Raw genomic sequence first — 23,149 nt, forward strand, 5'->3', positions numbered from 1 at the left:
TCTGTATAAAATCCATGGCACTATACTGCGGAATCGTTGGGCTACCCAACGTCGGTAAATCAACTCTGTTTAACGCACTCACCAAAGCGACCATCGCTGCTGAAAACTACCCTTTTTGCACCATAGACCCCAACGTCGGTGTGGTACCGGTTCCGGATCCGCGCATGGATAAACTGGCAGTAATCGTAAAACCCGAGCGTGTGTTACCGACCACGATTGAGTTTGTTGACATCGCAGGCTTAGTAGCCGGAGCCTCAAAAGGCGAAGGCTTGGGCAATCAGTTTCTCGGCAACATTCGCGAAACAGATGCAGTTGTGCATGTCGTGCGCTGCTTTGTGGACGACAATGTGATTCATGTTGCCGGTAAAGTAGACCCCATCAATGATATAGAAGTCATCAATACCGAATTGGCTTTGGCCGACATGTCTTCCGTCGAAAGAGCGCTGCAAAAAGCTGCAAAAGCGTCAAAGTCGGGCAATAAAGACGAGTTGGCGAGAAAAGAAGTGTTGGAGCGCGTGCTGGAGCATCTCAATGCCGGCGAAGCGGTGCGTACTTTAGGTTTAACCGAAGACGAAGCCCAACTCATCAAGGAATTGTGCTTGATAACTATCAAGCCCACACTATATGTTGCCAATGTTCAAGACGACGGTTTTGAGAATAATCCGATGCTGGACAAAGTCAAAGCTTTTGCCGAAAAAGAAGGCTCAAAAGTCGTTGCCGTTTGCGCGGCAATAGAAGCCGAAATCGTGCAATTGGATGAAGATGAAAAGAAAGAGTTTCTCGAAGACTTGGGTCTGGAAGAGCCAGGATTGAATAGAGTGGTGCGTGCCGGCTACGAGCTGTTGAATCTCTCAACTTACTTCACCGCAGGCGTCAAAGAAGTAAGAGCCTGGACTATTCCAGTCAACGCCACCGCTCCGCAAGCCGCTGGCGTCATCCATTCCGACTTCGAAAAGGGCTTCATTCGGGCTGAAGTCGTATCGTACGCGGATTTCATCACTTACAACGGCGAGCAAGGTGCTAAAGACGCTGGTAAATGGCGACTTGAAGGCAAGGAGTACAAAGTCCAGGATGGCGATGTGATGCACTTTCGTTTCAACGTTTGACAATAGAAAATATGAGCCCTATAATGCGCGTCTTTTCAAGGCTATTCCCAGTGGCGATATAGCTCAATCCGGTTAGAGCGCGGGATTCATAACCCCGAGGTTCCAGGTTCGATCCCCGGTATCGCCACCATCTAATTCAAGGACTTACGTTAATTCGTTAGTCCTTTTTTTATGTCCGCGTCACACTCACGTCACAGTAAGAGATAACAATTCTCGACAATCCTCAATAAATTGAGGGGTGTTAATCGATTTCAACAATTAATTCAGAAAACCAAAAAGACAAAGGGATGTCCATTTTCAGTCGAGCTGCATTAGCCTCTACTCTGGTTGTCAGCATTGGGTTTGCCGGATCGTCTAGCGCCGCTTTGTATGACCGTGGTGGTGGTTTGATCTACGACGATACTCAGGATATAACTTGGTTACAAGACGCCAACTATGCAAAAACCACGGGTTTAAACATTTACGGTGAATTGAATTGGTATGCTGCTCAAAATTGGGTTTCCAACCTTGTTTACCATGACAGCGTTCGTAACGTTATCTACAGCGACTGGCGCTTACCAACGGCTTATGCAAATGTAGATATAACTCGTTACAGTCAATCAGGAAGTGAATTAAGCACCCTGTTTTATATGCTTGGCGGTGAGGCGGGTAAGTCGATTGCAACAAACCACAATTACAATTTCGATTTATTCGACAATATTCAGCAAGTATATTGGCTGGGTACCGAGTTTACCCGTATACCGGGTTTCGCTTGGTATTTCGATGAAAGTGTTGGTTATCATGAACTCAACTCTGAGAGCTACGTATCCTCTGCTTGGGCAGTCCGCGACGGCGATGTAGCAACTATTACCGTCCCCGAGCCGAGCATTATTTGGCTATTTCTAACGGGATTTTGCCTGCTGGCGTTCAATCTGGCTCCTAAGGAAGGTCATGACTAGCTTATGTGATCATTCCTAGTCGCCTACCAACTGCCAATATTCCTCTTCCGCAGGCGCCGGAACGATTACCTGCATTGCAGGAAATCCTAATTCCCGCTATCGCCGGGAATTCCAATCTCGGAAAGTTGCCCCGATCCAGCCAAGCCGCGCCGATATACTGGCCTTGCGTTAGGTTGGCGAGCTTAGCGCAGCCGGCCCCACGTACAAACATGCTGGAGTCGGCATCTTGTCAGCTCATGAAAACAAGGATGTAAGCCGGCAAGCCCTATACGGTGGGCTTTGCCGGCTTTTTTATGGCTGATGAATTTTTGATGGTACAATTTTCTCAAGTTGGTAACTGGCTAAACCGGAAGGACTCGTTCCCCGGTCATTGGAAGTAGTTGTAAGAAAAGGCTGCGATTCGTCGTGGCCTTTGCTTTTTGTGGCCGATTGTATTGATTGAGCTTTTTGATTAAACTCAAACAGTCGGCAACCCCAGCTTTGGCTGCTGGGATCGATGTCGGCGCAAGCAAAGGGCAGTACCGGGGTTAATTCGTCTGCGGCTCTTGACCGCAGCAGCGGATTAACCCCTTTTCTTTTCTGCCACGCTATGTCCTAGCCCAGTAAATTTCCGGAACGAGCAGGGCTCCTGGATTTTCAGGAACGGTCAATTCGGCTCCTGCAAAACGGACACGCGCGTCCGATTTAGATACCGGTAATCCCCGGAATTAGCCTTGTAACTGTTTGGCTGGGCCTGCCGTCAAGTCGATATTGCTGCGAACGTATGCCGGCGCCTCCTGATGAAGAACGAAACCTCACCCCACAACTGCTACCGCTTTTGTTCCTTGGCCTTGGCCAACTGCGCCAGGAAATAGACGTCGTAATTCCAGCCTGGTCGAGGCGGCGGCGGTGTGCGTGGCTTGGGCATGGTCATCATGGCGATATTTCGAGTTTCAAAGCTGATAGTCTATGCCTTGGATTGGGCGTTACTGCGGCAATGTTCCTGATGTGGCCAAACCACCGGTTTCAGGTTCAAATCTGATGGGTGAATGTGTACACGACGCCCCGATCCACACAATCAGGGGTTGAATGCTCCCGTTCGGCCACTTTGCGACATTCAATGACTACAGGGGGAGGCAGCAATAAGCTCGAAAGCTGTCGTTCGACTGCCGGGTTATGCATTGATTTCAAGAGCCAAATTAATCGATTTCAGCACATCATCGTCCTTCCCAAGTGCAACCGGAAAACCTTTGACGTTGAGTATCCTGCTCTCAATCGAAACAACAAGCTTTTCTCTTTCGACACCAAAACCAAATATCTTTGATCTCTCACCTAAAATTGAACGAGCCAACAGATTGAAATTAGATGAGGAATCGCCACTTTTAAATCTCGCATGCGCTGGTGCCACTACTGAAAGTAATAAGTCCCGTAATGCATCAGCCTCACAAATTACCTCAGCATTTGAGGCATACCGTATACAGCGCACCACATCAGAATAAGCGACGTCTATATCCTCACTTACAAGCTGATTGAGGTGGTCAATTTCGGTAACGGCTGCACTTGGTTTGCCATTCGAAGTGAACTGGTCCGCGCTTAGGTAGTAAGACTCTATGGAGCCCTTACGCAAAACAAATAGGCCACACTGCTCCAGCAAATCAAGCAATGCTGTAACTCGAGCCCTTATGTTTGCCCAAGCGTCGTCAGATGCAATATTGCTTAGTTCAATGGCGTTAGTTGTAAACAGCGCACATAAAGCAGATCTGCGCCTTGCCTGATTCTCCTCATCGGCTTTCCTGTTAACCCAATATGGATGCGTTTCTGCTCTAGCAGAAATCTCAGTCCATCGGCTATCTACCAATTTGCAGAAATCACCGAATATCGAGCCAGCCATTTGCTGCGCAGATGCAAATCCCAGTGCGCTCGCTTGTTTGTCTGCGAAATGGTTGTCAATAAGGTAGGAGTTGACTAGTTCAACTCCATCAGCAATTCCATCCGCATCTGCCAATGCCACAGGTGTTTTTCCTAGGAGACGTAGCAACTTTGCAACAGTTGGCATCTGCCCCTTGCCGATAACGGGAAGAAGCTGAGATCCGGCAGCTTCCAGATGCATATCTAGCTTGCCAGCAAGTGCGCTACAAATGATTACATCAGATGGTCCTTCAACTAATAGAGGCCGTTTGGAAAATAGTGATAGCTTATGCTCTTGACCCAGTCTGGCAATTAGACCCTGTACTTTCTTGTTCTTCAATTCCCCTGTGTCAGCCGGAATTTGAACGGGGTCTGTCATAAGGTCATAACAGAAGACAAGCGACAATAAGTCTTCTGTGCTTTGAATTTGGAGCATCTCTGTTGAGTGCGTTGCAATGATGACTATCTTCTTATTTCCACCGGCTGCTGGATGCCCTGCAACGCTAAGAATTTCATTTAAAAGAAAGGCCTGTAGTTGAGGGTGCAAGGACACTTCAGGTTCATCAAGAAGAAGCGCGCCCACGTCGTCGTCATAAAGTGCGGCCAATATCCCTACCATGTGCATCAGCCCTGATGCCTCTCGGCCCGAGGAATACGGTTTTGCTTCAATATCTAATCGGGAAAACGATATTTTTAGATTTCCTCCATCCCAATCAATAAGAACATCCCTCTTAAATAGCTTTCTGAGCCGTTCCTGAATTTTTATCAAAATATCAGCCCTCTCTGCGAGAGTTTGGAAATCCCCATTTAAGGTTTCCATTTTATGCCGGCGATTCGCATCACTTTTGCTACCAAAGACAGCCTGATCGTAATTTGGCGAGCCTCCACGATGACCGTCATAGTCAGATCTAAACTGTTCCAACAGCCCCATACGACCAGCCGAGAGAAAGCGAACTTGCTTACCGTTCATATGCTGGTGGAGATTATCCTTTAATCCTCTAAGAAGATGAGTCTTACCAGAACCATTTGGTCCAAGTAGAACTGTAAGGCCTCGGTTCAAAATGAACTTACGAGTGAAGCTGCCATTGTGGCTGTTGATTTGTGCTGTCAGTTCTATAGGAAAGTTCACTGTGGAGGCCTTTTACGTATAAATAGTGAATTAGATCTTACACGGAGTTTATCGATGGTAAATAGTAATGACAGGTGATGATTAAATTGCAGTCATTAAATAAAATGAAGCGAGAGACAGCAACGGGTCGCTATGGATAGCTATCCATAGCGCCCCCTATGTATAGTGCCCAACTATGTATAGCTGTAAATTACTATCGACGGCAAAACTTGGTTTCTCTGACACTTGAGCCAACCATCAGTCAATAAGCTTTACATAGTTTTGCCGTTGTTCTGAAGGTGAAATTCACTAGCCTTAAGATACTTTAATGAAATTTGCCTACCAATCAATTTTAATCTGGCCTCCTGAGAGCTAATTGGGACACTATGTTGATGTTTCGCGCCTCATTAGTTGGCTGTCGCCGTATATCAATACGAATGATGGTTGTTATCCGGTTGGTGAGAAATTGATACGGTTTCGACAAGCGTCAAAACTATGCATAGCGTACTGGTAGTCATCTCTGGCTGCGCGCGGGTTGCCAGTCGAAATAGATCACTGCTATACATAGTTGGGCACTATACATAGGGGTCGGTTTTACCCTTTCAATCCAGACAGATCAAGTTTGGTCAATTGCTACCGAAAGACATCGATCTACTAATAACCGATATGGATCGCCAATCCACCATGTAGCGCCAGAAATGAGGCGCGCCTGGAAGCCGACCAGGTTTTCAGCTCAGATCAGCCGCCTCGTAAAGTGGCCGGATTTCGATTTCGCTCGGCCCCGGCATGGGATTTGGGCAGCGCCTTACCCAGGCAACCGCCTCGTCCATATCTTTGACTTCCCAGAGCCAGAAGCCGGCGACCAGTTCCCGTACCTCGGCAAAAGGCCCGTCGATGACCGTGCGACTGGTACCATCGAACGCGATACGCTTGCCGTATGAAGAAGGCTTGAGGCCGTCGGCAGCGAGCAGGATGCCAGCATTGCGCAGTTCGTCATTGAATTTACCCATCGCTTCAAGCATCTCGGATGTCCAGGTTGTCGGGAGAAAGCCCTTTTCGCTGTCTTCGGTCGCCTTCACGAGCACCATTACACGCACTGTCTGTCTCCTCGATTGATACAGCCTATTTTTGCTGCCATTGAATCAGATGGCGTGGTTGACCACAAGGGATCGATACCACCAGCTAGCCACAAAAAAAGCCGATAACCCAAGAAAGGACTATCGGCCGTTTAGTGTGTATCAACTGCTCTCTGCCTGATGGATTAAGTCTAGGCGTAGATAGAAAACAGCCAGGAAGTTATGCGCGGAAATAATATGCTGATCACAAAAAAGCCGACACTAGGCCGGCTCTTGTAATGGGGATCGCTGGCTTAATGAGTTGCCCAAGTCCAGCGCATAAAAATGTAAAAAGCAGTCACCACCTCGAACGCTGCCAAGTTTAGGCGCTTGATTGCTCTCGACTGGGTGTGATCATATCGCCTCAATATAGCCGCGCGAACCCTGAAAACGATCATGCAAAGCTTAAATTTGATGTACCAGTTCATTTAGCACCGCCTTTGCCGGGCTGGCTCGCCCCAACAGTGGCAGAATCATTGACTGCCGCTGCGGCCCGGTATTTCTTCAACTCGGCGTCGATTCCCGCGGCTTGTTCGGCAGTGATTTCGGCAAATTTGATTAACTTGGCCAAGATGGCTGCTTCCGGGCAAGCCTCAGCGGGATTGGCAGTATAAGTCGGTTGGTGTCCTTCAGGCTCGACATATAAAATGGAATCAAAGGCCCCTTTGATTTCTCTAAGTTCGCGCTCCACCGCCCATAGCGAATAAACGATGGCTTCTCCATACGCGGGAGCGGAACAGGCATCGATTAACAGCTCCACAACGGCGTGGGCGCGTTGCGCGGACTCAAAGACACTGTCCAGGCTTGGGGTTGCTGTATTTGCACTCATGCTGCACCGCCTTTAGCACTGTCGCGAAGGAATAGGCCGGCTTTGACTTTGGCGTCTGCCAGCGATTCAGCCTCGAATTCGACCAGCATTGCCTTGGTGGCATTGTCGTACAATCGGTATAGGTTGCCGGCGGCTTGCAGGTGGTTATCTGCCCAGCGCTCAACCTCGGTGAATTCTTGCGACTGGTCGGCAGCAGGGTCGTCTTTGCCCCAGATGCAGGCCGCAAGAAGGCGCTCAGCAGAATTAATCTCGCCTTGAACGCTGAATAATGCGTTTATGACGTTTTGATCCTCAATATGGCATGCGCAGTTATCCAGAATAATCGTCAAGACCGCATTCGCACGTTGAATAGTGTTGAAGCAGTCGTGTTTATTGAAAAGCTCGGTTTCTCGGGCGGTTCCGCCCTCGTTGAAAAATTTGGTGGTCATAGCGGTACTCCATATCGTGATGAAAACAGCCGCTCGATAGTCCTAACAATCGGGCGACGTGGTTAAGTGGGTTAGGACTACCGCGATATGGAAAGCGGCCAGCCTTTCGGCTGCCCAAATAACCACGCCATAACGATAAGCACAGCATAGCCGTGCAAAAATGACGGGCACAAAAAAGCCACTGATAAAAGTGGCGATTTTTTCGCCATATCAAAACGGGGTCCTAATCCCGGCGCCAACGTGTTGGCACGGTTAAAGCTTAGGCTGGGTGTTGGGGTGGTGTCAAGGAAATTTTTCTACCCAGAAATGGAATTAGGGTATTGCCTAGATTGAAAAGGTGGGCGATGATATGTAGAAACGCACAATAACTTTAAAAATTACCCACTCGCACTGGCTTAAATGCAAAGCGTGAAGGCGGAAATATGGCGTACCCAGAGTTGATATTCGATTGGTATTTCTACCGTGAACTTGCGGACAACGTATGGCATGCCCAAATGGCTGGACACCCAAAGGTACTGACTTACAACGGCCCGGACATGACGCTTCGCAAACAACAGCGAAAGGCCGCTATGCATTATCAGGTCAAGGGTAATAATTATGAGATCCCGCATATCCTCAGCCGTGACGAATATCCATTTGCATGTACAGTTGAGGGCGGCAATGCATGGGTCGGGCATATCCCCGGCAGGGAAAATAGCGCTCAAGGTGGGCTGATTGCCGGTTTTTTGAGAAGCCATCGCATAATTGCCGGCCAGGGGGAGTGGTCAAAGTTCCTCGTGAAGGTAATCAATCATCCTCGTGGACCGGTTACCAAATAATCCAAACCCCGCGCAGTCGGTGTTATCCCCAACTCCTGTGGAAAACCCTGTGACAAAGCCGTGACAACGCAACCTAAGTAGCCGCCAGGCAACAAGGAAATTTAAATTGACTGAAATTTGGTCAGCACTCAGCAGCGAGATATTGCGAACGCCGCGCACGGTTGACGAGGCCGTTGACCGGCTTTTGCTCATCATTAACGACACCGAACGCCATGCGGTTGCCAGTGCGGAGGAAGACGAACTGGTCGAGTTCCACTTTTGCCTTGGCGTAGCGATCCGGAATGCGTTTGGGCTGCACAACCCCGGCAGTGAATTGGCGGCGGCTTGCGGCACCGACATTCATCCGGATGATGCAAGTGGCGTCATTATCCAGGCGCTTTGGGAACGGCTGCAGGATGATGCATAGCGATTGCCAGCCAGGGTCTAAATATTCGGTGGAAACCGCAAGCGGTCCGATTGGTGAGCGAGTTGCCATGCTCCAGCACGAGGCGGGCAAATACAAAGGCGCCAATTTGCCAGCGGCCGTTACCTGCCTACAAGAGGCTGCTGAGTTGATGCGGCAACATCCCAGTAATTATCCCTTGGACCGGTGGCTTTGCTTACCGGTGGTTCTTCAAAAAGCAGGGTTATTTGACGTAGCTATCGCGGAATTTCACCGGTTGTTGAATGAGGTTGAAGAGCGCGTCAAGAATGAGGCTCCCCGCCAGAGACCAGCTATCCGGCAAAAGTTTGCGCACCTCAATTATTTCCAGATTTACGAAAAAATGAGCTTGGCTTGCGAGCGCCAGAAATTAGTTAATCAAGCGCAGCAATACGCAGTACTGGCCGAACAGCACTATCAGGTGTTTATGGATATGTCGGTGGAGGCCGGTCACTATAGATCGAGACACGAGCACCCGACCACCGATCATAAGCCTTCGGCGTGAATGACGAAAAACAGAGGTTAAAGCCCTTGGCCCGCCGAGTCTTGAGCATCCGCCTGCTTACCGCGCGAATCTATATATTCTCGCGGCTCAATTTTTGCCGCGAGATATTGCGACCGCTGACCGGGAGTGAGGTTAGATCATTTTCCAGGTCATTTTGACTTCATTGGGGTACAATCCAAACAGTATCGCACCTCATATGTCGGATAGATGCAATTAAAAAATTATCATTTATGCTCATAAGCCACGAACGAGAAAAGCTCCTTCAAACAGTAGTTTATTTTGCTCAAAACACTAAGTTTTGTGGCAAGGTAAAACTGTTCAAGTTGCTATATTTTCTAGATTTCGAGCATTTCAAAGTAACTGGTCGAAGTGTTACGGGACTCAAATATAGTGCCTGGAAAATGGGGCCTGTACCCACCAAGCTATTTGACGAAATTGAGTCGCCGGAGCCTGATTTTGCTGAAGCCCTAGAAATTACCGAAATACCCACATATCGGGGCAATCCAATGTTGTCGTTCACACCAATTCATCCATTTTCGAACGAATTTTTTACTAAACGTGAACTAAAGCTACTTGACAAATTGGCAACCGAATACAAAAACACCAAAGCCGAAGACATGATAGAAGCGACCCATCTGGAAAATTTACCGTGGGATAAAGTTTTCAACCAACAGGCATCACCACAAGCTGAAATCCCCTATGAATACGCATTACAGGTTAACGAAAAAGATGAGATGCTTAAAATAGTTCGAGAGCGTAAGGAGATGATTGAGGCTATTGGATGAATCCAGGGGCCATTTTCTTCGACACTAATTTCCATTTCCACGACGGCGAAAGCGGCGAAAAGCTATTTGTAGTGCTTGGATCGAGCAAAGGCGTTTCCGTCGTTGCTAAAACGACCTCGCAGTCTTATGGAAAAGGCATTGCCTATGGCTGTCAACCAGATGACAGGTTTCATAATTTTTATCTGCCGGTACATTCCTGCTATCTAAAAAAAAATACCTGGATTTGCTTGAATGAGTTCTATGAGCTTAAGCAATCTGAATTGCTGCAAAAACGATTTAGCGGAGTAGTCAATCATATATGCGATCTTACGCCGCAAATAACAAGAGAATTACAGGATTGCTCACTCCTTAGCGAGGATATTTCCATCAGACAAGAACTGGTTGTCAATCTTTGTCTTGTAGACCCGCATAGCGACAAAACTACTCCTGTTTGTTAAGAGTTGCATGGAGGCGCGCCGCTACACGCGCCACGATGGTGATGTTTACCGCTGCGACCATCTTAGCCATTGCCGGGGTCAATCAAGCCGACAATCCTACCATTTCGCTTCCACTAATCGGATCTACACGGGCTGTCGCTGCTTCAACCACGGCTATGCGCTGGCGATCATTCGAGGCAGTAACCCGCTGATTCCCCCATTCACAATCAAACTTCCAGCAATTGATCCTAGTGAACACTTATTTAAAATTGATGCAGATCGAGTTGTTTATTATCTTGTAGGGATCCAGCATTCGGAGACGATCCAAACATGACGGACTCTAAAGAGAACACAGTAATCTCAGCTCAGCGGTGCTGGGTCTGGTATAGCAGCGAGCAATCGGTGGCAGCCGGGCAAATTTCCGTGCTGGCGGTGGCCGAAACGCTGGTCTCGGTCGCGGTTTATTTTTGGCTGGCACAGCATTTTGAGCGCCAATGGTGGTGGCTGTTAACCGCCTTGGCCGCGCCAATCTTGTTGTTGCGTTCGGACGAATCCAAAGAATTAGGCTTGCGATGGTTTACAAAATATTTCGACCCTAATCCTAATCAACGACCATTAACCCGCACCGAGAAAGGGTTTATGACCGTACCCGCCGTAATGCTGGCCGTCACTATCATCTATTGGTTGACATCGACCTGGTTAGTCGAATATCAGGGATGGCCTCTATTCTGGCGATCTCTACTGACTGGTGCGATTGCCCCCTTGGTAGGTATAGCGGTAGGTATAGCGATAGCGATTGAGAGAGCGGTAGCAGTAGCGGGAGCTGTAGTGCGAGCGATAGAGCGAGCGGGAGAGGTAGCTTTAGCTTTAGCTGTAGCGATAGCGATAGCGATAGCGATAGCGATGGGAGTGTGGACACGCAGTTTGTTGATCCGGATCACGGCTAGTTTGCGCTATTGTCGGTCGGGGCTAGCCAACTTGCCGAACAACTGGCAGCAACTGTTATGGATCGTCGATGTGAAACATGAACCGGAGCTGATACCGGGTCTCAATCAAACTACTGATGATCTTAGTCTCAATCGACTATTAAGCGACGATCAAAAATTTGCCACATATCCGGTTGCAGTGGTCTTATTTCTCCCTGCCTTGCTCTGGCGCTGGAGTTTAAAATCGACGCTTTGGATGTGGTGGCCGGTTGCGCTGTTATTACGCCGGCCGCTCGCCAACCTCTCGCCTGAGTTGGTCCGCGACCATGCTGCCGTGCGCGTCTGCAGCGCTGGGCAAGCCATAGTCTACTGCGCCGGATTGATGGCGCTTTGGCTGCTGGTCAATCGATGGCCGGACTTGCAGCAATGGCTGGCCGTATTGCCGGAACCGTGGTCGAAACTTGGCGGGGAAATGCTGACAAAACAAGCACCGCCGCCGATTGGCATTCGATATGGGTTGTTGTGCTTAGCCAGCGGACTGGGATTGATGACCGCCTGGCAATCCAAACGGCTAAAAGCCATGCACAAACCGGTTCTGGAAGACGATAGCAAATTTACCGTGTTAAATGCGGACCGGCAAAATCTATTCGCAGCCCGCGCTCGCCACCTGGAACATTGGCATACGGCAACCGTGGTTTCATTGATAGCCTTGGGTTATGCCGTGGTTTTATGGAAAGGCCAGCAACTCTATCCGCAGGAAATCGCGCACTACCTGCACCCTTGGCTGTTGCAACATTTATAACAATGGAATTGCAGTCAAGTCTTGCAATCAAGCGTTTACGGGTCATTATATCAGCCAGATATTCATGGAAGAGTTGTCATACGTAACGGTATCGTTGAAGGCTGCTTTTGGCCGAATTTACCCATTTTGCCAAAACCAATTAGTGAAGCCACTGCGATACCCCGCCGTGATGCGAACAGGTACCTCGGCGATGTTGGCTGAAAGAATAGCTGCTGTCGCGGCATTTGGCGCTTGCACCGACAGGAATAGCACCTGATTTTGAATGTGCCGGTGAGTGGACCGCTTTACCACTCTTATTCGTGTAGTGACCATGCTCCACCAGCTCGTTTTCGTTGGGAACGTCTGCCTGTATGCCGATGGACGGCGCCGGGCCTTTTGCGAATGCCCCAGGCATTTGAATGATCGAAACAGCAAGCAAGCCAATCAGCAAAACCACTTTGTTATTCATGAACGCGTCCCTTTTATGATGATCATCAAGTGAGCCTTTTAACCTTTGTTGCAACCGTGTGGAATTGTCCATGAGTTGCTTGGCTTGTCATGTTTGGCGTAATCCGCAACCGGAATGCTTTCGCCGGTCGCGCGCTCAATTTCGTCGACAGTGACCAAGTAGCGATCCAGGTTTTTCTTGGTGGCATCGGTGCTGTTCGGCACAATCCAGGCAATCGCCCGTTCATCTTGGCCGGTGCCGCGAATGATGACCTTCCAGAAAGCATCAGGCGTTTTGACGCCATGGGATTCGATGAAAAAATCATCAGCGGGGTTGTCGCCCCAGATCACGCCGCCAAGGACCAGTAGCTCGTCGATGTCGCGGTAACATTCGATAATTTCCTCGGTGCGTTCCCATGCGCCCCGATTCATCTGCTGCGTTTGCGGCAGAATGTTGGTCATAAAATTGGTCTGCTTGATGGCAACATCCGAGTAATCGAGATGATTTGCCGGTACTTGGTGTCCTCGGTCGTAACCATGCCCGTATGGCTTTGTTGATGTTTGCTGACATTCTGCCGGTACATTGGGATCAAGGAAAAAATCCGGGTACCGTTTAAAATTACCGGAATCCCTTTGGGCTGAGTACCGAAACTTGGTCGGGCCGCGTTTCGAGCAATCCAGCCAGACAGTGAATCCCTGATAATCTAGCTTCAAGATTTTGCTGGCTGGCGTGACTGGCGTTTCGGTCGCTATAGTGGCAGGTACCGCCGGAATCGGTGTGGCTGGAGGCAAAGCCGGTTCGCTGACAATCGATGCCGGTGCAGCTGTTGTTTTTACCCGTTCCGGGTGGCAGTGGTATTCCCCAGTTTTGCGGTTTGTGTGGCAGCCTTCACCATTGACGCCGCCGGGATGGGCGGAAACGGGAGTTTGTACGGCTAGGGCCAGAATTAAGGCAGTCAGCCAATATCCGGGATTTTTGATGTGCATGCAGACTTCTCCGAGTGGGTGCGAACGGTAATCTTAGCGGCAGTTTGCCATGGGTGCCAGTGTTTACCCGACAGACGAGAACAGGGAGTTAGTATCGTAGTGCCATCTGAAGCGGCGCCATGTAGCAAGAATTCCAGACAGCAAAAAGCCGAGGCGGTGCGCGGCCTTCTAATGTGACAACTTCATGAGGCCAAAGGGCTTACCATTTCGGCTTGGTGTGTCGATTATGTTTGTGATGTGATGCCTTGATTCCAAGAATAGTTGTCTTGGGAACGTCAAGGCGTTAATAAGGATCGTCCTCGCCGAGCAATCCACGCTCAAGCAGGACTTTCCGCTGTCTCTCCCTCGCCAGGGCCATGCGATCAACGAATAAGGTTTTAAGCTTTTTCATCATGTCAGGATCAATCGCGCTGCTCTGAACTTCAACACTGGCAGTTGGCCTGCCGTGACTTCGGTCCAGCAATTTATCGGCGGCTTGGAGTCGAACGGCTGCTGGTGCTTCAGTATCACGCATGATTTCAACGAAGACCTCAAGCGCTTCATCGCTATATTCGCCGGCTTTGCCTTTTAAATCGATTGTAGCCTTGTTCGGTGTGCCTTTCTTACGGCCTGAGCCGGGTCTACGTCCACCGTGTTTGGGTTTGCTGTCCACTTGATTTATCGTTCCATTTTTTCAAGCCTGGTTAATCAGCGTCATAGTTTTCGGTTATTCCCAGTCGCTCAGCACGGCCCTTAATCAACCGCTCATGCTCAGCCTCGGCAAACGCCAGCGCGTCTTTGCTGATTTTCTTTAGGTCGTCCCACGGAATAATGCGGACAACAGATTCCTCTTTAACTTCGATTCGATCTTTCCATAGTTTCGGCTGTCTATTTTTCAGCCAGTAGATACAGGCAAGTGTCTCTGGCGCATGATGCTTAACAATGTCGGTAGTAACGACTGCACCGTCTATCACGCTGATCTTGGTTTCGGCGTGAGAATAGCCGGTAGCGCGCTTAAACAGTGCCTCAGCCACCGTGGCATCCGCAAGCATTTTGCCGCGTGTCATGGCAGCTGCGAACTCGGGGAATTTTTTCTTCCAAAGGTTGATCGTCGATTCGGCGACATTGAAGAAGCCGGCCAACTGGGAATCGGTTGCGCCAAGTAAGGCGTAGTTGTAAACCTGATTAACATATTCAGGTTTGAATGCCGAAGGCCGGCCTATAGCGCGCTTTTTCTCTTTGATTGTCATGATGCCCTTATTTTTGGACTCCGAAAATTATTGGGTTGAGGAATGATAAACCGTTAATTTCCGCCTAATGGCGACGACTTCCGAATGGGTTTCTTCGACGACTCTGAGCAGTTTGGCGCCCAGTTTCAGTTCGTCGAACTCCGGATTGATTTCGCGGAAGCGGTTGACGATTCGCTTGATTTCCCCAAATCGGTTAAATGCGACCGTGGCTGCCTGTTCGACAATCGTCAGCTGCTCAAACAGATCCCGGATGGCACTATTTTCGTCTGCGGTAACCTGTTCAAGCGCCCGCTTAATCTGCTGCTCTTGGGCAATCACCGGGTCGCGCTGCCAGTCGTCCGACAATCCAAACAAAAAATCAAGGCTGACCTGATAGACGATTGCGGCCTTATATGGCAAAAAAGCAGGAATAGTCTGCGGATCGCTGGCATGCTCGATCTTGGACAGTTTTGAAGAGTTTTGGTAGCCAAGAAGTGCAGCGGCTTCTACGCCGCTTAAACCATTCAATTCGCGGGCTGTAATCATGCGCTTCCCGAATATTTTGGTGATTTCGCATTTTGGCTGGAACAAACGATTCTCCATGATTTTTAGGTGATGGACAATTGAAACACATGAGAAAATTGATTCCGGCGTGGTTTTCGTAAGCAGATTTGCAGACTATATGGGTTAGCGCACATCACTATGAAGCGCTAGAATCTTAAATTACTTGGGCCAAACAGAGAGATTCAATGGAACTTAAAGACCTTCTCGATCTTCACGAAAAATTAGAGTCTCGTATAAATGCTTATTGGACATACTGGTCAGTTGCTATTTTCGCAATTGCTGGCTGGCTATTTTCTGGCAAGCAATCTTTATTACACGATCAAAAGTTTGCCGTCTCCGTAGCCGCAATGGTCTTTTTCTTTGCGAACCTTGGTGTGCTTTGGCCAGCTACTCGTTTAGCGACAGGGGTTCGAGATGAAATTAGATTAAAAACTAGAGACGTCCGTTTTCTTAGTCATAAACTTACCGATGCGTTTAACGAAGATAGCCTGGCTTATCGTTTACAACTCACTTTTTTCCTGCATCTGGCGGTCGATGTTGTCGTGCTTTGGTGCTTATTTAACGCATGAAACGTCGCGCATTAAAGTGCCCTTATAAATCGTAGATCCAGATTTAAGAATGTGCGGTCGCTACGCCCTTGCCACAACAGCTGAAGAAATGATCGAACATTTCAAACTGATGCGCGAAGTCAAATTCAAGCCGAGCTACAACATCGCACCAGGTCGAAAAATACTGAACATCGTTGAACTCGAAGACGGATCGCTAAAGCCGGTTAATCTGCATTGGGGGTTGGTGCCATCGTGGGCCAAAGACACCAAAAACAGCGGGCATCTGATCAACGCCAGAGCAGAAACGGTGAAGGAAAAGCCGTCGTTCCGGTCTGCATTCAAACATCGACGCTGCCTGATCCCGGCCACCGGCTTTTACGAATGGCAAAATCGCGAAACCGGTAAACAGGCCTACCACATCCACCGCCCGAACAGCCGGCTGTTCGCCTTTGCCGGCCTTTGGGAACATTGGGACCGCGGCGGCGAAACCCTGTATTCCTGCACCGTCATCACCACCGGCGCCATCGGCCTGATGCAGCCGATCCACGAACGCATGCCGGTTATCCTGGCGCCGGTAAGCTACCAAAGCTGGCTAGACAAAACCGCCGATCCTGACGCCGCCTTCGCCTTATTGGCCAATAACTCTTACGAAGATATGAAAGCCACGCCGGTGAGCGATTGGGTGAATAAACCCGGGAACGACGGCGAACGGTGCGTGGAGGTGGTGTAGGGCAGGCACGAGTTAATTCCCTAAAACCTGTCGTCTGCTGACCTCTTAGTCTAAAATTCCCGCCAGGAGAATCTACATGGCAACAAAATCGCAAATTGAATGGACTGAGCAAACCTGGAATCCCACCACGGGATGCACCAAAACATCGCCCGGCTGCAAACATTGTTATGCAGAAGTGATGGCCGCGCGCCTGCACGCCATGAAAGCCAGAGGCTACGAAAACGGATTTCAACTCACCCTAATGCCGGAAAGACTCAGCCAGCCGTTAAAGCGCAAAAAGCCCACCGTGTACTTCGTCAACTCCATGAGCGATTTATTCCACGAAGACATTCCGGACAGCTACCTGGACGACGTCTTTTCGGTCATTGAAAAAACCCCACAGCACACTTACCAAATACTGACCAAACGCGCGGAACGCCTGCCGGATTACTTCAGCCAGCGCCGTTGTCCGGCCAACGTCTGGCTCGGTGTATCGGTGGAAGACCGCAAGTTCGGCGTGCCTCGCATCGATCAGCTTAAACAGGTGAGTGCCGCCATTCGCTTTCTGTCGATAGAGCCGTTATTGGAAGACCTCGGTACCATCGACCTCAACGGCATCCACTGGGTCATCGTAGGCGGCGAATCCGGCCCCAAAGCCAGGCCGATGAAGCCGGAATGGGTGGAAAACATCAAAACCCAAGCCGGCGAAACCGGCGTGGCCTTTTTCTTTAAGCAATGGGGCGGCTGGGGCGCGGATGGTGTAAAACGCCATAAAAAAGCCAACGGACGAGAGTTCGGCGGCAAAACCTGGGATCAAATGCCGGCACAACGACTGTAAATCAAGGAATCCTATGCCAAAAAAATCGTATGAATGGGGCACACCCGGAAAGGAATATCCGTTTATCAGACAACATAGCATTGCCAAACATGAGATTTTAAAGGCCTACCTAATTCAATACTTCAAGACCTTAACCTCCAATCCAGGCCGGGAAATTATCAAATTGACGTTAATTGACGGCTTTGCAGGCGGCGGAGCCTATCTGCATGAGGATACTGGGCAAATCACTCTCGGCTCGCCGTTTATCATGCTAGATGCGGTAAAGGAAGCCGAAGCCAGCATCAACGCAACCAGAACCAAACCCTTAAAAATCGACGCAGACTTTGTTTTTATCGAAAAAAGCAAACGTGCCTACAAGTTCTTAGAATTCGAATTAAAACTACGCGGATATGAAGGGCTTATAAACGACAAAATTTTTATCTTGAACGCCGAATTTCAGAACAAATCGGCAAACCTCGTCGAGCGCATAGTAGGCAAAACTCCCCGGGCGAGAAGAGCGATATTCTTACTCGATCAATACGGCTATTCCGAAATCCCGCCAAGTTTTATTCAAGGCATACTCAATAAGCTTCCAGGAAGCGAAATTATCCTGACCTATGCCGTGGATTCGCTTCTCAACTATATTTCCGACTCCGAACAAACAACAAAGCTGCTAAGAAAGATAGAAATGCCCGACTTGCTGAGAGGTAAAACCGTCGAAGAAATCAAATCCAGCGGGCCTGATTGGCGGCTTTTTATTCAATCGATGCTGTATCAAGATTTTGTGAATGCCTGCGGAGCGCAATTCTTTACATCGTTTTTCATTCGATCCGACCGAGGCCATGGCGACTATTGGCTGCTGCACTTCTCTCAACAGCCTAAAGCCAGGGATGTCATGGCCGGAATCCACTGGGATTTGAACAACTATTTCATCCACTATGGCGATCCGGGTTTAGATATGTTTATGCTGGGCTATTTCGACAAAAAAGATGATACCCTGTCAGGCCAAACGTCGATCGATAGCTTCTTATTCGATGGCACGGCGAAAGAGCGAAGTATCGAAACCTTGCGAGAAGAAATACCGCAATTGATTTGTAAAATGCCGGATGGTGTGCGGTTCGATCAATTATTTCTCAAAGCCTGCAATTTCACGCCGGCAACATCCAACCTGATCAAGGAATCGATAATCAATCTGGCAAAGACAAAAGACTTGGATGTATTTACCGAACAAGGCAAGAGGCGTAAAGGCTTTAGCAATATTAACGATTCAGATCAGATTGTTTGTTCAAAGCAATTGAAGATTTTTACCTTTGTAGATTGATGCTTGGGTTACGTTGAATGCAATGAATCCCGACATAACACGTTGATTTTAAGCCCTAATGGTTGGCACCCGCCACAAAGTGCTGATAGAGATATGCCAAAATTTACATGGACTTGATGAAAGAGTAGACTTTGAACCTGTAATTTTCCGAGGAAGCATTGGAGCGAGAAGACCGAGAGTTCGATCAGCCTTGAATATCAACGTATTCGCATGACTGAAAAGACCGTCCGAATGTTGGGTGGAATTCCCTCTAACAATGAACACCACAATGTACCCATGGTACTTCAAACCAAGGAGGTAACTATGATGAAAGCCAGCTTAAAACTCGTAGCAAGTTGGGTTGTCGTACTGTCGGTTTTCGTTGGCGCTGGAGGGGCACAGTACATCTGTGTCCGATCCAATGCTTCTTTTACTTGTTAAACATTGTAATGCCTAATATAGATTTTGGCTTTCTTGTTTGCGGATACTTACCAGGCTTGCCGTTAGCTTTTGTTTTTCCTGTTTTTTGCCAAAAGTTTGAAAGACAATTTAATGCGTTCAGGGAGCTTTTTACCGACTTAGGTTTGACCTGACATTGTTGAGAGTGGTTCTACTCCAATCTTGCCTGTCTATCGCTGTGAGCGTCGCCAAGCTAAGTGGTACCGCCAGCTCAACAAACGCACCGGTTTTATCGATAGGCGATGCAAGTGGCTGCCCTATGGATTCGATGACCAAAGGCGCGTAGGTGCGCCCCTTATATGTCATGGCAATCAATGTCGGAGACTGCGAAGGCAGTACCGTTTCAATCCAGTCCTTATCGCCACCACGGACCTTTTCGACGGCATTAACCAGCAATGAGCTGTCCTTGGCCAGCTCAACCGGCAAAGCCCATTCCATCAATTGATCGAATGGTCGCTCCACTTCGTTTACTGGGTCTTTCCAGGCTCTAAACAATGCTGTCACTGTGAGCTTCACTGGCGGCATGCCGTTGAACACTTGTACGGAATTAAGCTTGGTGATGCCTGTTCGCCCCTCGAACTGCTGAAGCAACCGGGTGGCAGCGGCATTACCAGTACTCCCGTCACCAAGTAGCGGTATAGCGTCGACAATTGGTTGAATAGCCCCTGATTGCAGCATGGCAAACAGGGTTGGCGCTTTCGTTTCAGGCCCAGCCTGCTCAAACGGGCTTTGCCAGTTCAGTGTGACATCAAGATTGGGATCGACTAAGGCCGCTTTGACTACGACATACTTGTCGTTGTATTTCTTCCTGATGCCATTCCGGTCTACCGGGTAGAACGAGGCTATCAAGTGTGGCGATAGCCCGCCCCAATCGGAGGTCAACTCAACGGCTTCCGGCGTTTTGGGTTGGTTTTGGTTGATTGCCATTTGCATTCCTATTGGTGAGATTGTTGCGTGAACGGGTGGTGCGCGGCTTAGATTCGGTTATTGGCAGAACTGGCTGCGGCAATGCCGGATTTGTCCACACTCTTAGTGTTTGTTTTTGGGGTAGCGTGGCAAGTGCGTGTATGGGCAGAGCCTTTGCTCTGACCGCTTGAAGCGTTGCGGAGCGCGCCACGCATTGAGCTAGGTCTATCCTGCCTAGAACGGCCGAGCCTCCTGCCATGTTCTCAAACTCTTGGTTTTGTTGCCAAAACCGCATGAATGCATCGTCAATGGCCTGGATTGCCGGGCCAAGTGCGGCGACGGATTCGGATATACCCAGAAGTTCGGCAGCCTTATGTTGGGGCATGTGAGGATCGAAGATTTGGCGGGCTTTGACCAACCTGAGGCCAACCTCTCTTGAGATGGCGACTCCTTTTTTACCGGTCTGTGTATTGAGCATTTTGGCCTTTTTGTCGAATTTTACTTGCCGAATGGGGGGCGCCTCATGCAGCCCCCTCGAAACAATGTCGAATCTTGCTATTTAGCCAGACAGACCACCCGTTACAATGTGAGCAATACCTCGATGAGGCAGGTCTCGACCAACATCTTGCGATGGTAAGTTAATAGTCGTTCCACGGTTATCGCTGCCACTACCGAGCGGCTGAACTACTTGCGGTGCGTCGGCGATTGGTCCGGCTGATGGCATTTTTACAACTGGCACTGATGGTGCTGATACAGTCCTTGCTTGGGCTTGAGCCACTAATGGGGCAAGGGTGTTAATGGCTTTGGAGCCGTGACTTGCATACACAGATGCGCTTGTACCATTGGCATCTACTCCATCAACACCGCTTAAAAACAGCTTGTTAGCCCCGCCAGTACCTTTCAAATGCGCGGCTTTCGCATAGGCCGCGATTCTTGCCGGATCAGCGTTCTTTGAGAGCGCGCCAGACCGAAAGCCGGCTTCAATATTGCGTGAGGTGTAATCGTTGAAAGCTTTATCTTGCAAGGCAGAATCACTCAAAAACGCCTCCTTTCCGCCCGCAATCTTCCAGTTTCCGGCATCATTCAGGAACGCGGTTTGTCCACCTTGGTACCATCCTTTGCCGCTGGCCTTTTTTGCAGCCTTCAGCCTATCCAGATCCACAAGCCCACCATCTGCTAGCGCATCAGCACCGAATTGGTACTTGCCGATATAACCGAACTTATTTTCAGCACGTGGATTGCCATTTGATTCGGTCCGCTGCGTTTCAGCAGCCAAAGCCCTTGATTGAGCATCGGTAAGCCCGGTTATCTCTCCGCCACCAAATCCCAGTGCAGCCTTTAGTACGTCGAATTTGCCTTTTAGGTAGCTGCCTGCTTTATCTAGTGCGGCCATAGTGACAGGCGAGCTTTTTACAAGGTAATTCCCTGCATCCTTGGCTTGCTCAGCGACCACCGAAACAGCCTTGTTTGCCGTGGCTTTCACGCCATCAACAGCCGCACCCAGTTGTTCGCCGGTATTCTTCAGAAACTCCATAGTTTTTGGCGAACTTTCCACCAGGAAGTCAGTGAACCTATTCCAGCTATCGGCCATCTTGCCGCCAAGACCGCTGAAAAACTTCCGGCCATCTTCGGTAAATACTCCCCAAGCTGCCACGCCGGCAGCGGCCACCAAAGCACCTACCGGGCTAAATATAGCCGCAATCGCCGTTGACAATGCCCCACCGGCAACTGTGGCTATCGCGGTACCCGCAGTTGCCAACCCTCCAAGCAGCCATGGGACAAGCCGGCCAATGATTGAGCCAGCCGCGCCGCCACTGAAACTATCGCCTTCGCCGCCGCCAAGCCCTGATTTTTCATCAATGCTTTTGAGTACCTTTGTCGAGGCTTTATCGTAGACCGAGCTTTCCTTGTGAAAAATATTCAACTTGCTGAAAATCTTCCGCAGCCAGCCTGTTTGCTTGTCATCCTTGCCGACGCCGAAGAACTCCAATCCCCGGCGCATAGGCTCGGCCACCTCCTGAAATGCCTTCACCGTTGGATCAGCGTCTTCAATCCCAGCGCCTATGCCGGATAGTGCGGTTAACCTGCTGGCCAATGCTGATAAAGCAGAATCTGAGGATTTGCCGCGGCCATTGCTACCGGTATCGTCGTTACCGGTAAACCTGCCTGCGCTATCCCGGCTTGTGGTTGTAGCCGCCTTCTTCGCCGCCGAACGCATGGTATCAGCATTGCGTTTTTGAGCGCCTTGGCTGGCTCCGAGTGATTCGGCCAACGCCTTGATAGCGCCTTCGGAATTGCGGGAGGATGTCGGGGTAGCAATGGCGCTTTTTGAGACAAACCTGCCGCTGGCGTTACGGTTAGGTAGGTTGGCTGGCGTTGATGACGGAGCCCGCTGCCGGGTACTGTTTGGACCGGCGCCTATAGCTGCTTTCCGGATTGCCGCGATGTCGTTTTTGATGTCGCGCAAATACCCCGGCATTCGGCCAAGGTCGATAGGGTCGCCGACTAAAAAGCCCTGACTATCACTCTGCAATGCCATGATTGCCGCCTACGCCGAAACGGCAGTGCCGGCCAGGAGGTCGACGTCGTATGTTGCCGGATACTGGGGGTACGGACCGGATTTAAGGAAGGCGTCGAGCTTATTGCATTCAGTGTTCGCCGTAGCAATGGCAGCATTTTCGGCGGTGAAGGTCGGCTCCGGGTATAACTGTAAAAACTCTGCCTCGGTAAGTGGTCTGTCTGGCTTCACTTTTTGGCGGTTGTAGGTGTCGATGACGAACTGTTTTTTCCGTTGCAATTCTTCGATTTTGCTTTGAAGGGGCAAGACAGTGTAGTTGTGGTAGTTGTTACCGGGATCGTTTGCCGGCTGCGCTGCAATGGCTGCTGTTAGCTGGGTTTGCTTCGCCGTAATTTCTGCATTTTCGGCCGCGAAATCGGAATCGACCGGCGCGTTTGGGAACAACAGCAGGAATTCAGCCGGCTTCATTCTGTCAACCATCGCCGAGTCAAAATGATTTGAGCGCTGCATACGCGCGTACCCAATTTTATCGTTTTGGTTGAATCTGACTATTTCTTGAAGCGCTTTGATGCGGTTTTGGACTTCGATTATTTTGTCGCCCGATATGGTTTGCAGGTTCATGA

At 49.5% G+C, this 23,149-nt stretch carries 25 protein-coding genes and 1 tRNA gene; 13 read left to right on the forward strand and 13 right to left on the reverse strand.

Going from position 1 to position 23,149, the window contains the following annotated elements:
* Window positions 1-14: 14 nt before the first annotated feature.
* From ychF to EBA_RS13000, 3 genes are all read left to right on the forward strand, one after another.
* Window positions 15-1,106: a redox-regulated ATPase YchF gene (gene ychF / locus EBA_RS12990; RefSeq protein WP_192375107.1), complete on the forward strand. Its 1,092-nt coding sequence runs from the start codon at window positions 15-17 to the stop codon at window positions 1,104-1,106.
* Between the two features lie 52 nt (window positions 1,107-1,158).
* Window positions 1,159-1,236 (forward strand) — tRNA-Met (locus EBA_RS12995).
* 157 nt (window positions 1,237-1,393) lie between these two features.
* Complete coding sequence (locus tag EBA_RS13000) at window positions 1,394-2,044, forward strand: Lcl domain-containing protein (protein ID WP_192375108.1); 651 nt, start codon at window positions 1,394-1,396, stop codon at window positions 2,042-2,044.
* Window positions 2,045-3,197: 1,153 nt separating this feature from the next.
* On the opposite strand, the gene EBA_RS13005 is transcribed toward EBA_RS13000, so the two are convergent.
* The 4 genes from EBA_RS13005 to EBA_RS13020 all read right to left on the reverse strand — a co-directional run bounded on the left by EBA_RS13005 (window position 3,198) and on the right by EBA_RS13020 (window position 7,411).
* On the reverse strand, window positions 3,198-5,060 hold the full coding sequence (locus tag EBA_RS13005; protein WP_192375109.1) for an ATP-dependent nuclease: 1,863 nt from the start codon (window positions 5,058-5,060) through the stop codon (window positions 3,198-3,200).
* A 707-nt stretch (window positions 5,061-5,767) separates the two neighbouring features.
* Window positions 5,768-6,127 carry a YciI family protein gene (locus tag EBA_RS13010; protein ID WP_225616552.1) on the reverse strand — a complete coding sequence of 120 codons (360 nt, stop codon included), beginning with the start codon at window positions 6,125-6,127 and terminating at the stop codon, window positions 5,768-5,770.
* Window positions 6,128-6,578: 451 nt separating this feature from the next.
* The gene (locus EBA_RS13015) at window positions 6,579-6,983 is read right to left on the reverse strand and encodes a hypothetical protein (protein WP_192375111.1); all 405 of its coding nucleotides are present in this window, start codon (window positions 6,981-6,983) and stop codon (window positions 6,579-6,581) included.
* On the reverse strand, window positions 6,980-7,411 hold the full coding sequence (locus EBA_RS13020; protein ID WP_192375112.1) for a hypothetical protein: 432 nt from the start codon (window positions 7,409-7,411) through the stop codon (window positions 6,980-6,982). The genes EBA_RS13015 and EBA_RS13020 overlap by 4 nt, the downstream gene beginning before the upstream one ends.
* Window positions 7,412-7,833: 422 nt before the next feature.
* On the opposite strand from EBA_RS13020, the gene EBA_RS13025 reads away from it, so the two are divergent.
* The 6 genes from EBA_RS13025 (at window position 7,834) to EBA_RS13050 (ending at window position 12,084) form a co-directional block, all read left to right on the forward strand.
* A complete protein-coding gene (locus EBA_RS13025; RefSeq protein WP_192375113.1) occupies window positions 7,834-8,229 on the forward strand; it encodes a NucA/NucB deoxyribonuclease domain-containing protein in 396 nt (131 codons plus the stop codon).
* Window positions 8,230-8,335: 106 nt separating this feature from the next.
* Window positions 8,336-8,635 (forward strand): DUF6794 domain-containing protein, encoded by a 300-nt coding sequence (locus EBA_RS13030; RefSeq protein WP_192375114.1) that lies wholly within the window; start codon window positions 8,336-8,338, stop codon window positions 8,633-8,635.
* Window positions 8,625-9,155, forward strand: a complete 531-nt coding sequence (locus EBA_RS13035; protein WP_192375115.1) for a hypothetical protein — start codon at window positions 8,625-8,627, stop codon at window positions 9,153-9,155. The genes EBA_RS13030 and EBA_RS13035 overlap by 11 nt, the downstream gene beginning before the upstream one ends.
* A 230-nt stretch (window positions 9,156-9,385) precedes the next feature.
* Window positions 9,386-9,940: a Panacea domain-containing protein gene (locus EBA_RS13040; RefSeq protein ID WP_192375116.1), complete on the forward strand. Its 555-nt coding sequence runs from the start codon at window positions 9,386-9,388 to the stop codon at window positions 9,938-9,940.
* The gene (locus EBA_RS13045; protein WP_192375117.1) at window positions 9,937-10,377 is read left to right on the forward strand and encodes a hypothetical protein; all 441 of its coding nucleotides are present in this window, start codon (window positions 9,937-9,939) and stop codon (window positions 10,375-10,377) included. The genes EBA_RS13040 and EBA_RS13045 overlap by 4 nt, the downstream gene beginning before the upstream one ends.
* 309 nt (window positions 10,378-10,686) lie before the next feature.
* Window positions 10,687-12,084 carry a hypothetical protein gene (locus EBA_RS13050; protein ID WP_192375118.1) on the forward strand — a complete coding sequence of 466 codons (1,398 nt, stop codon included), beginning with the start codon at window positions 10,687-10,689 and terminating at the stop codon, window positions 12,082-12,084.
* Window positions 12,085-12,223: 139 nt separating this feature from the next.
* Here the strand turns inward: EBA_RS13050 and EBA_RS13055 are convergent, their stop codons facing one another.
* From EBA_RS13055 to EBA_RS13075, 5 genes are all read right to left on the reverse strand, one after another.
* Window positions 12,224-12,532, reverse strand: coding sequence for a DUF3761 domain-containing protein (locus EBA_RS13055; protein ID WP_223146678.1), 309 nt, complete (start codon window positions 12,530-12,532; stop codon window positions 12,224-12,226).
* Window positions 12,533-12,570: 38 nt separating this feature from the next.
* A complete protein-coding gene (locus EBA_RS13060; protein WP_192375119.1) occupies window positions 12,571-13,497 on the reverse strand; it encodes a DNA/RNA non-specific endonuclease in 927 nt (308 codons plus the stop codon).
* A gap of 283 nt (window positions 13,498-13,780) precedes the next feature.
* Window positions 13,781-14,149, reverse strand: a complete 369-nt coding sequence (locus tag EBA_RS13065) for a hypothetical protein (RefSeq protein ID WP_192375120.1) — start codon at window positions 14,147-14,149, stop codon at window positions 13,781-13,783.
* 31 nt (window positions 14,150-14,180) lie between these two features.
* Window positions 14,181-14,726: a helix-turn-helix domain-containing protein gene (locus EBA_RS13070; RefSeq protein WP_192375121.1), complete on the reverse strand. Its 546-nt coding sequence runs from the start codon at window positions 14,724-14,726 to the stop codon at window positions 14,181-14,183.
* A gap of 27 nt (window positions 14,727-14,753) precedes the next feature.
* The gene (locus EBA_RS13075; RefSeq protein ID WP_192375122.1) at window positions 14,754-15,251 is read right to left on the reverse strand and encodes a hypothetical protein; all 498 of its coding nucleotides are present in this window, start codon (window positions 15,249-15,251) and stop codon (window positions 14,754-14,756) included.
* A gap of 203 nt (window positions 15,252-15,454) precedes the next feature.
* On the opposite strand from EBA_RS13075, the gene EBA_RS13080 reads away from it, so the two are divergent.
* The 4 genes from EBA_RS13080 (at window position 15,455) to EBA_RS13095 (ending at window position 18,664) form a co-directional block, all read left to right on the forward strand.
* Complete coding sequence (locus tag EBA_RS13080; RefSeq protein WP_192375123.1) at window positions 15,455-15,838, forward strand: hypothetical protein; 384 nt, start codon at window positions 15,455-15,457, stop codon at window positions 15,836-15,838.
* 49 nt (window positions 15,839-15,887) lie between these two features.
* Window positions 15,888-16,547, forward strand: a complete 660-nt coding sequence (locus EBA_RS13085) for an SOS response-associated peptidase (protein WP_192375124.1) — start codon at window positions 15,888-15,890, stop codon at window positions 16,545-16,547.
* 76 nt (window positions 16,548-16,623) lie between these two features.
* Complete coding sequence (locus EBA_RS13090; protein ID WP_192375125.1) at window positions 16,624-17,364, forward strand: DUF5131 family protein; 741 nt, start codon at window positions 16,624-16,626, stop codon at window positions 17,362-17,364.
* 13 nt (window positions 17,365-17,377) lie between these two features.
* Window positions 17,378-18,664, forward strand: coding sequence for a three-Cys-motif partner protein TcmP (locus tag EBA_RS13095; protein WP_192375126.1), 1,287 nt, complete (start codon window positions 17,378-17,380; stop codon window positions 18,662-18,664).
* A gap of 549 nt (window positions 18,665-19,213) precedes the next feature.
* Here EBA_RS13095 and EBA_RS13100 read toward each other — a convergent pair.
* The 4 genes from EBA_RS13100 to EBA_RS13115 all read right to left on the reverse strand — a co-directional run bounded on the left by EBA_RS13100 (window position 19,214) and on the right by EBA_RS13115 (window position 23,147).
* Entirely contained in the window at window positions 19,214-20,029 is an 816-nt protein-coding gene (locus EBA_RS13100) for a hypothetical protein (RefSeq protein WP_192375127.1), read from the reverse strand.
* Complete coding sequence (locus tag EBA_RS13105) at window positions 19,986-20,486, reverse strand: hypothetical protein (protein WP_192375128.1); 501 nt, start codon at window positions 20,484-20,486, stop codon at window positions 19,986-19,988. Before EBA_RS13105 ends, EBA_RS13100 begins: the two co-directional genes overlap by 44 nt.
* 81 nt (window positions 20,487-20,567) lie before the next feature.
* On the reverse strand, window positions 20,568-22,280 hold the full coding sequence (locus EBA_RS13110; protein ID WP_192375129.1) for a hypothetical protein: 1,713 nt from the start codon (window positions 22,278-22,280) through the stop codon (window positions 20,568-20,570).
* Window positions 22,281-22,556: 276 nt separating this feature from the next.
* A complete protein-coding gene (locus EBA_RS13115) occupies window positions 22,557-23,147 on the reverse strand; it encodes a hypothetical protein (protein ID WP_192375130.1) in 591 nt (196 codons plus the stop codon).
* Window positions 23,148-23,149 lie beyond the last annotated feature (2 nt).

Source organism: Methylomonas albis (assembly GCF_014850955.1).
Lineage (GTDB): Bacteria > Pseudomonadota > Gammaproteobacteria > Methylococcales > Methylomonadaceae > Methylomonas > Methylomonas albis.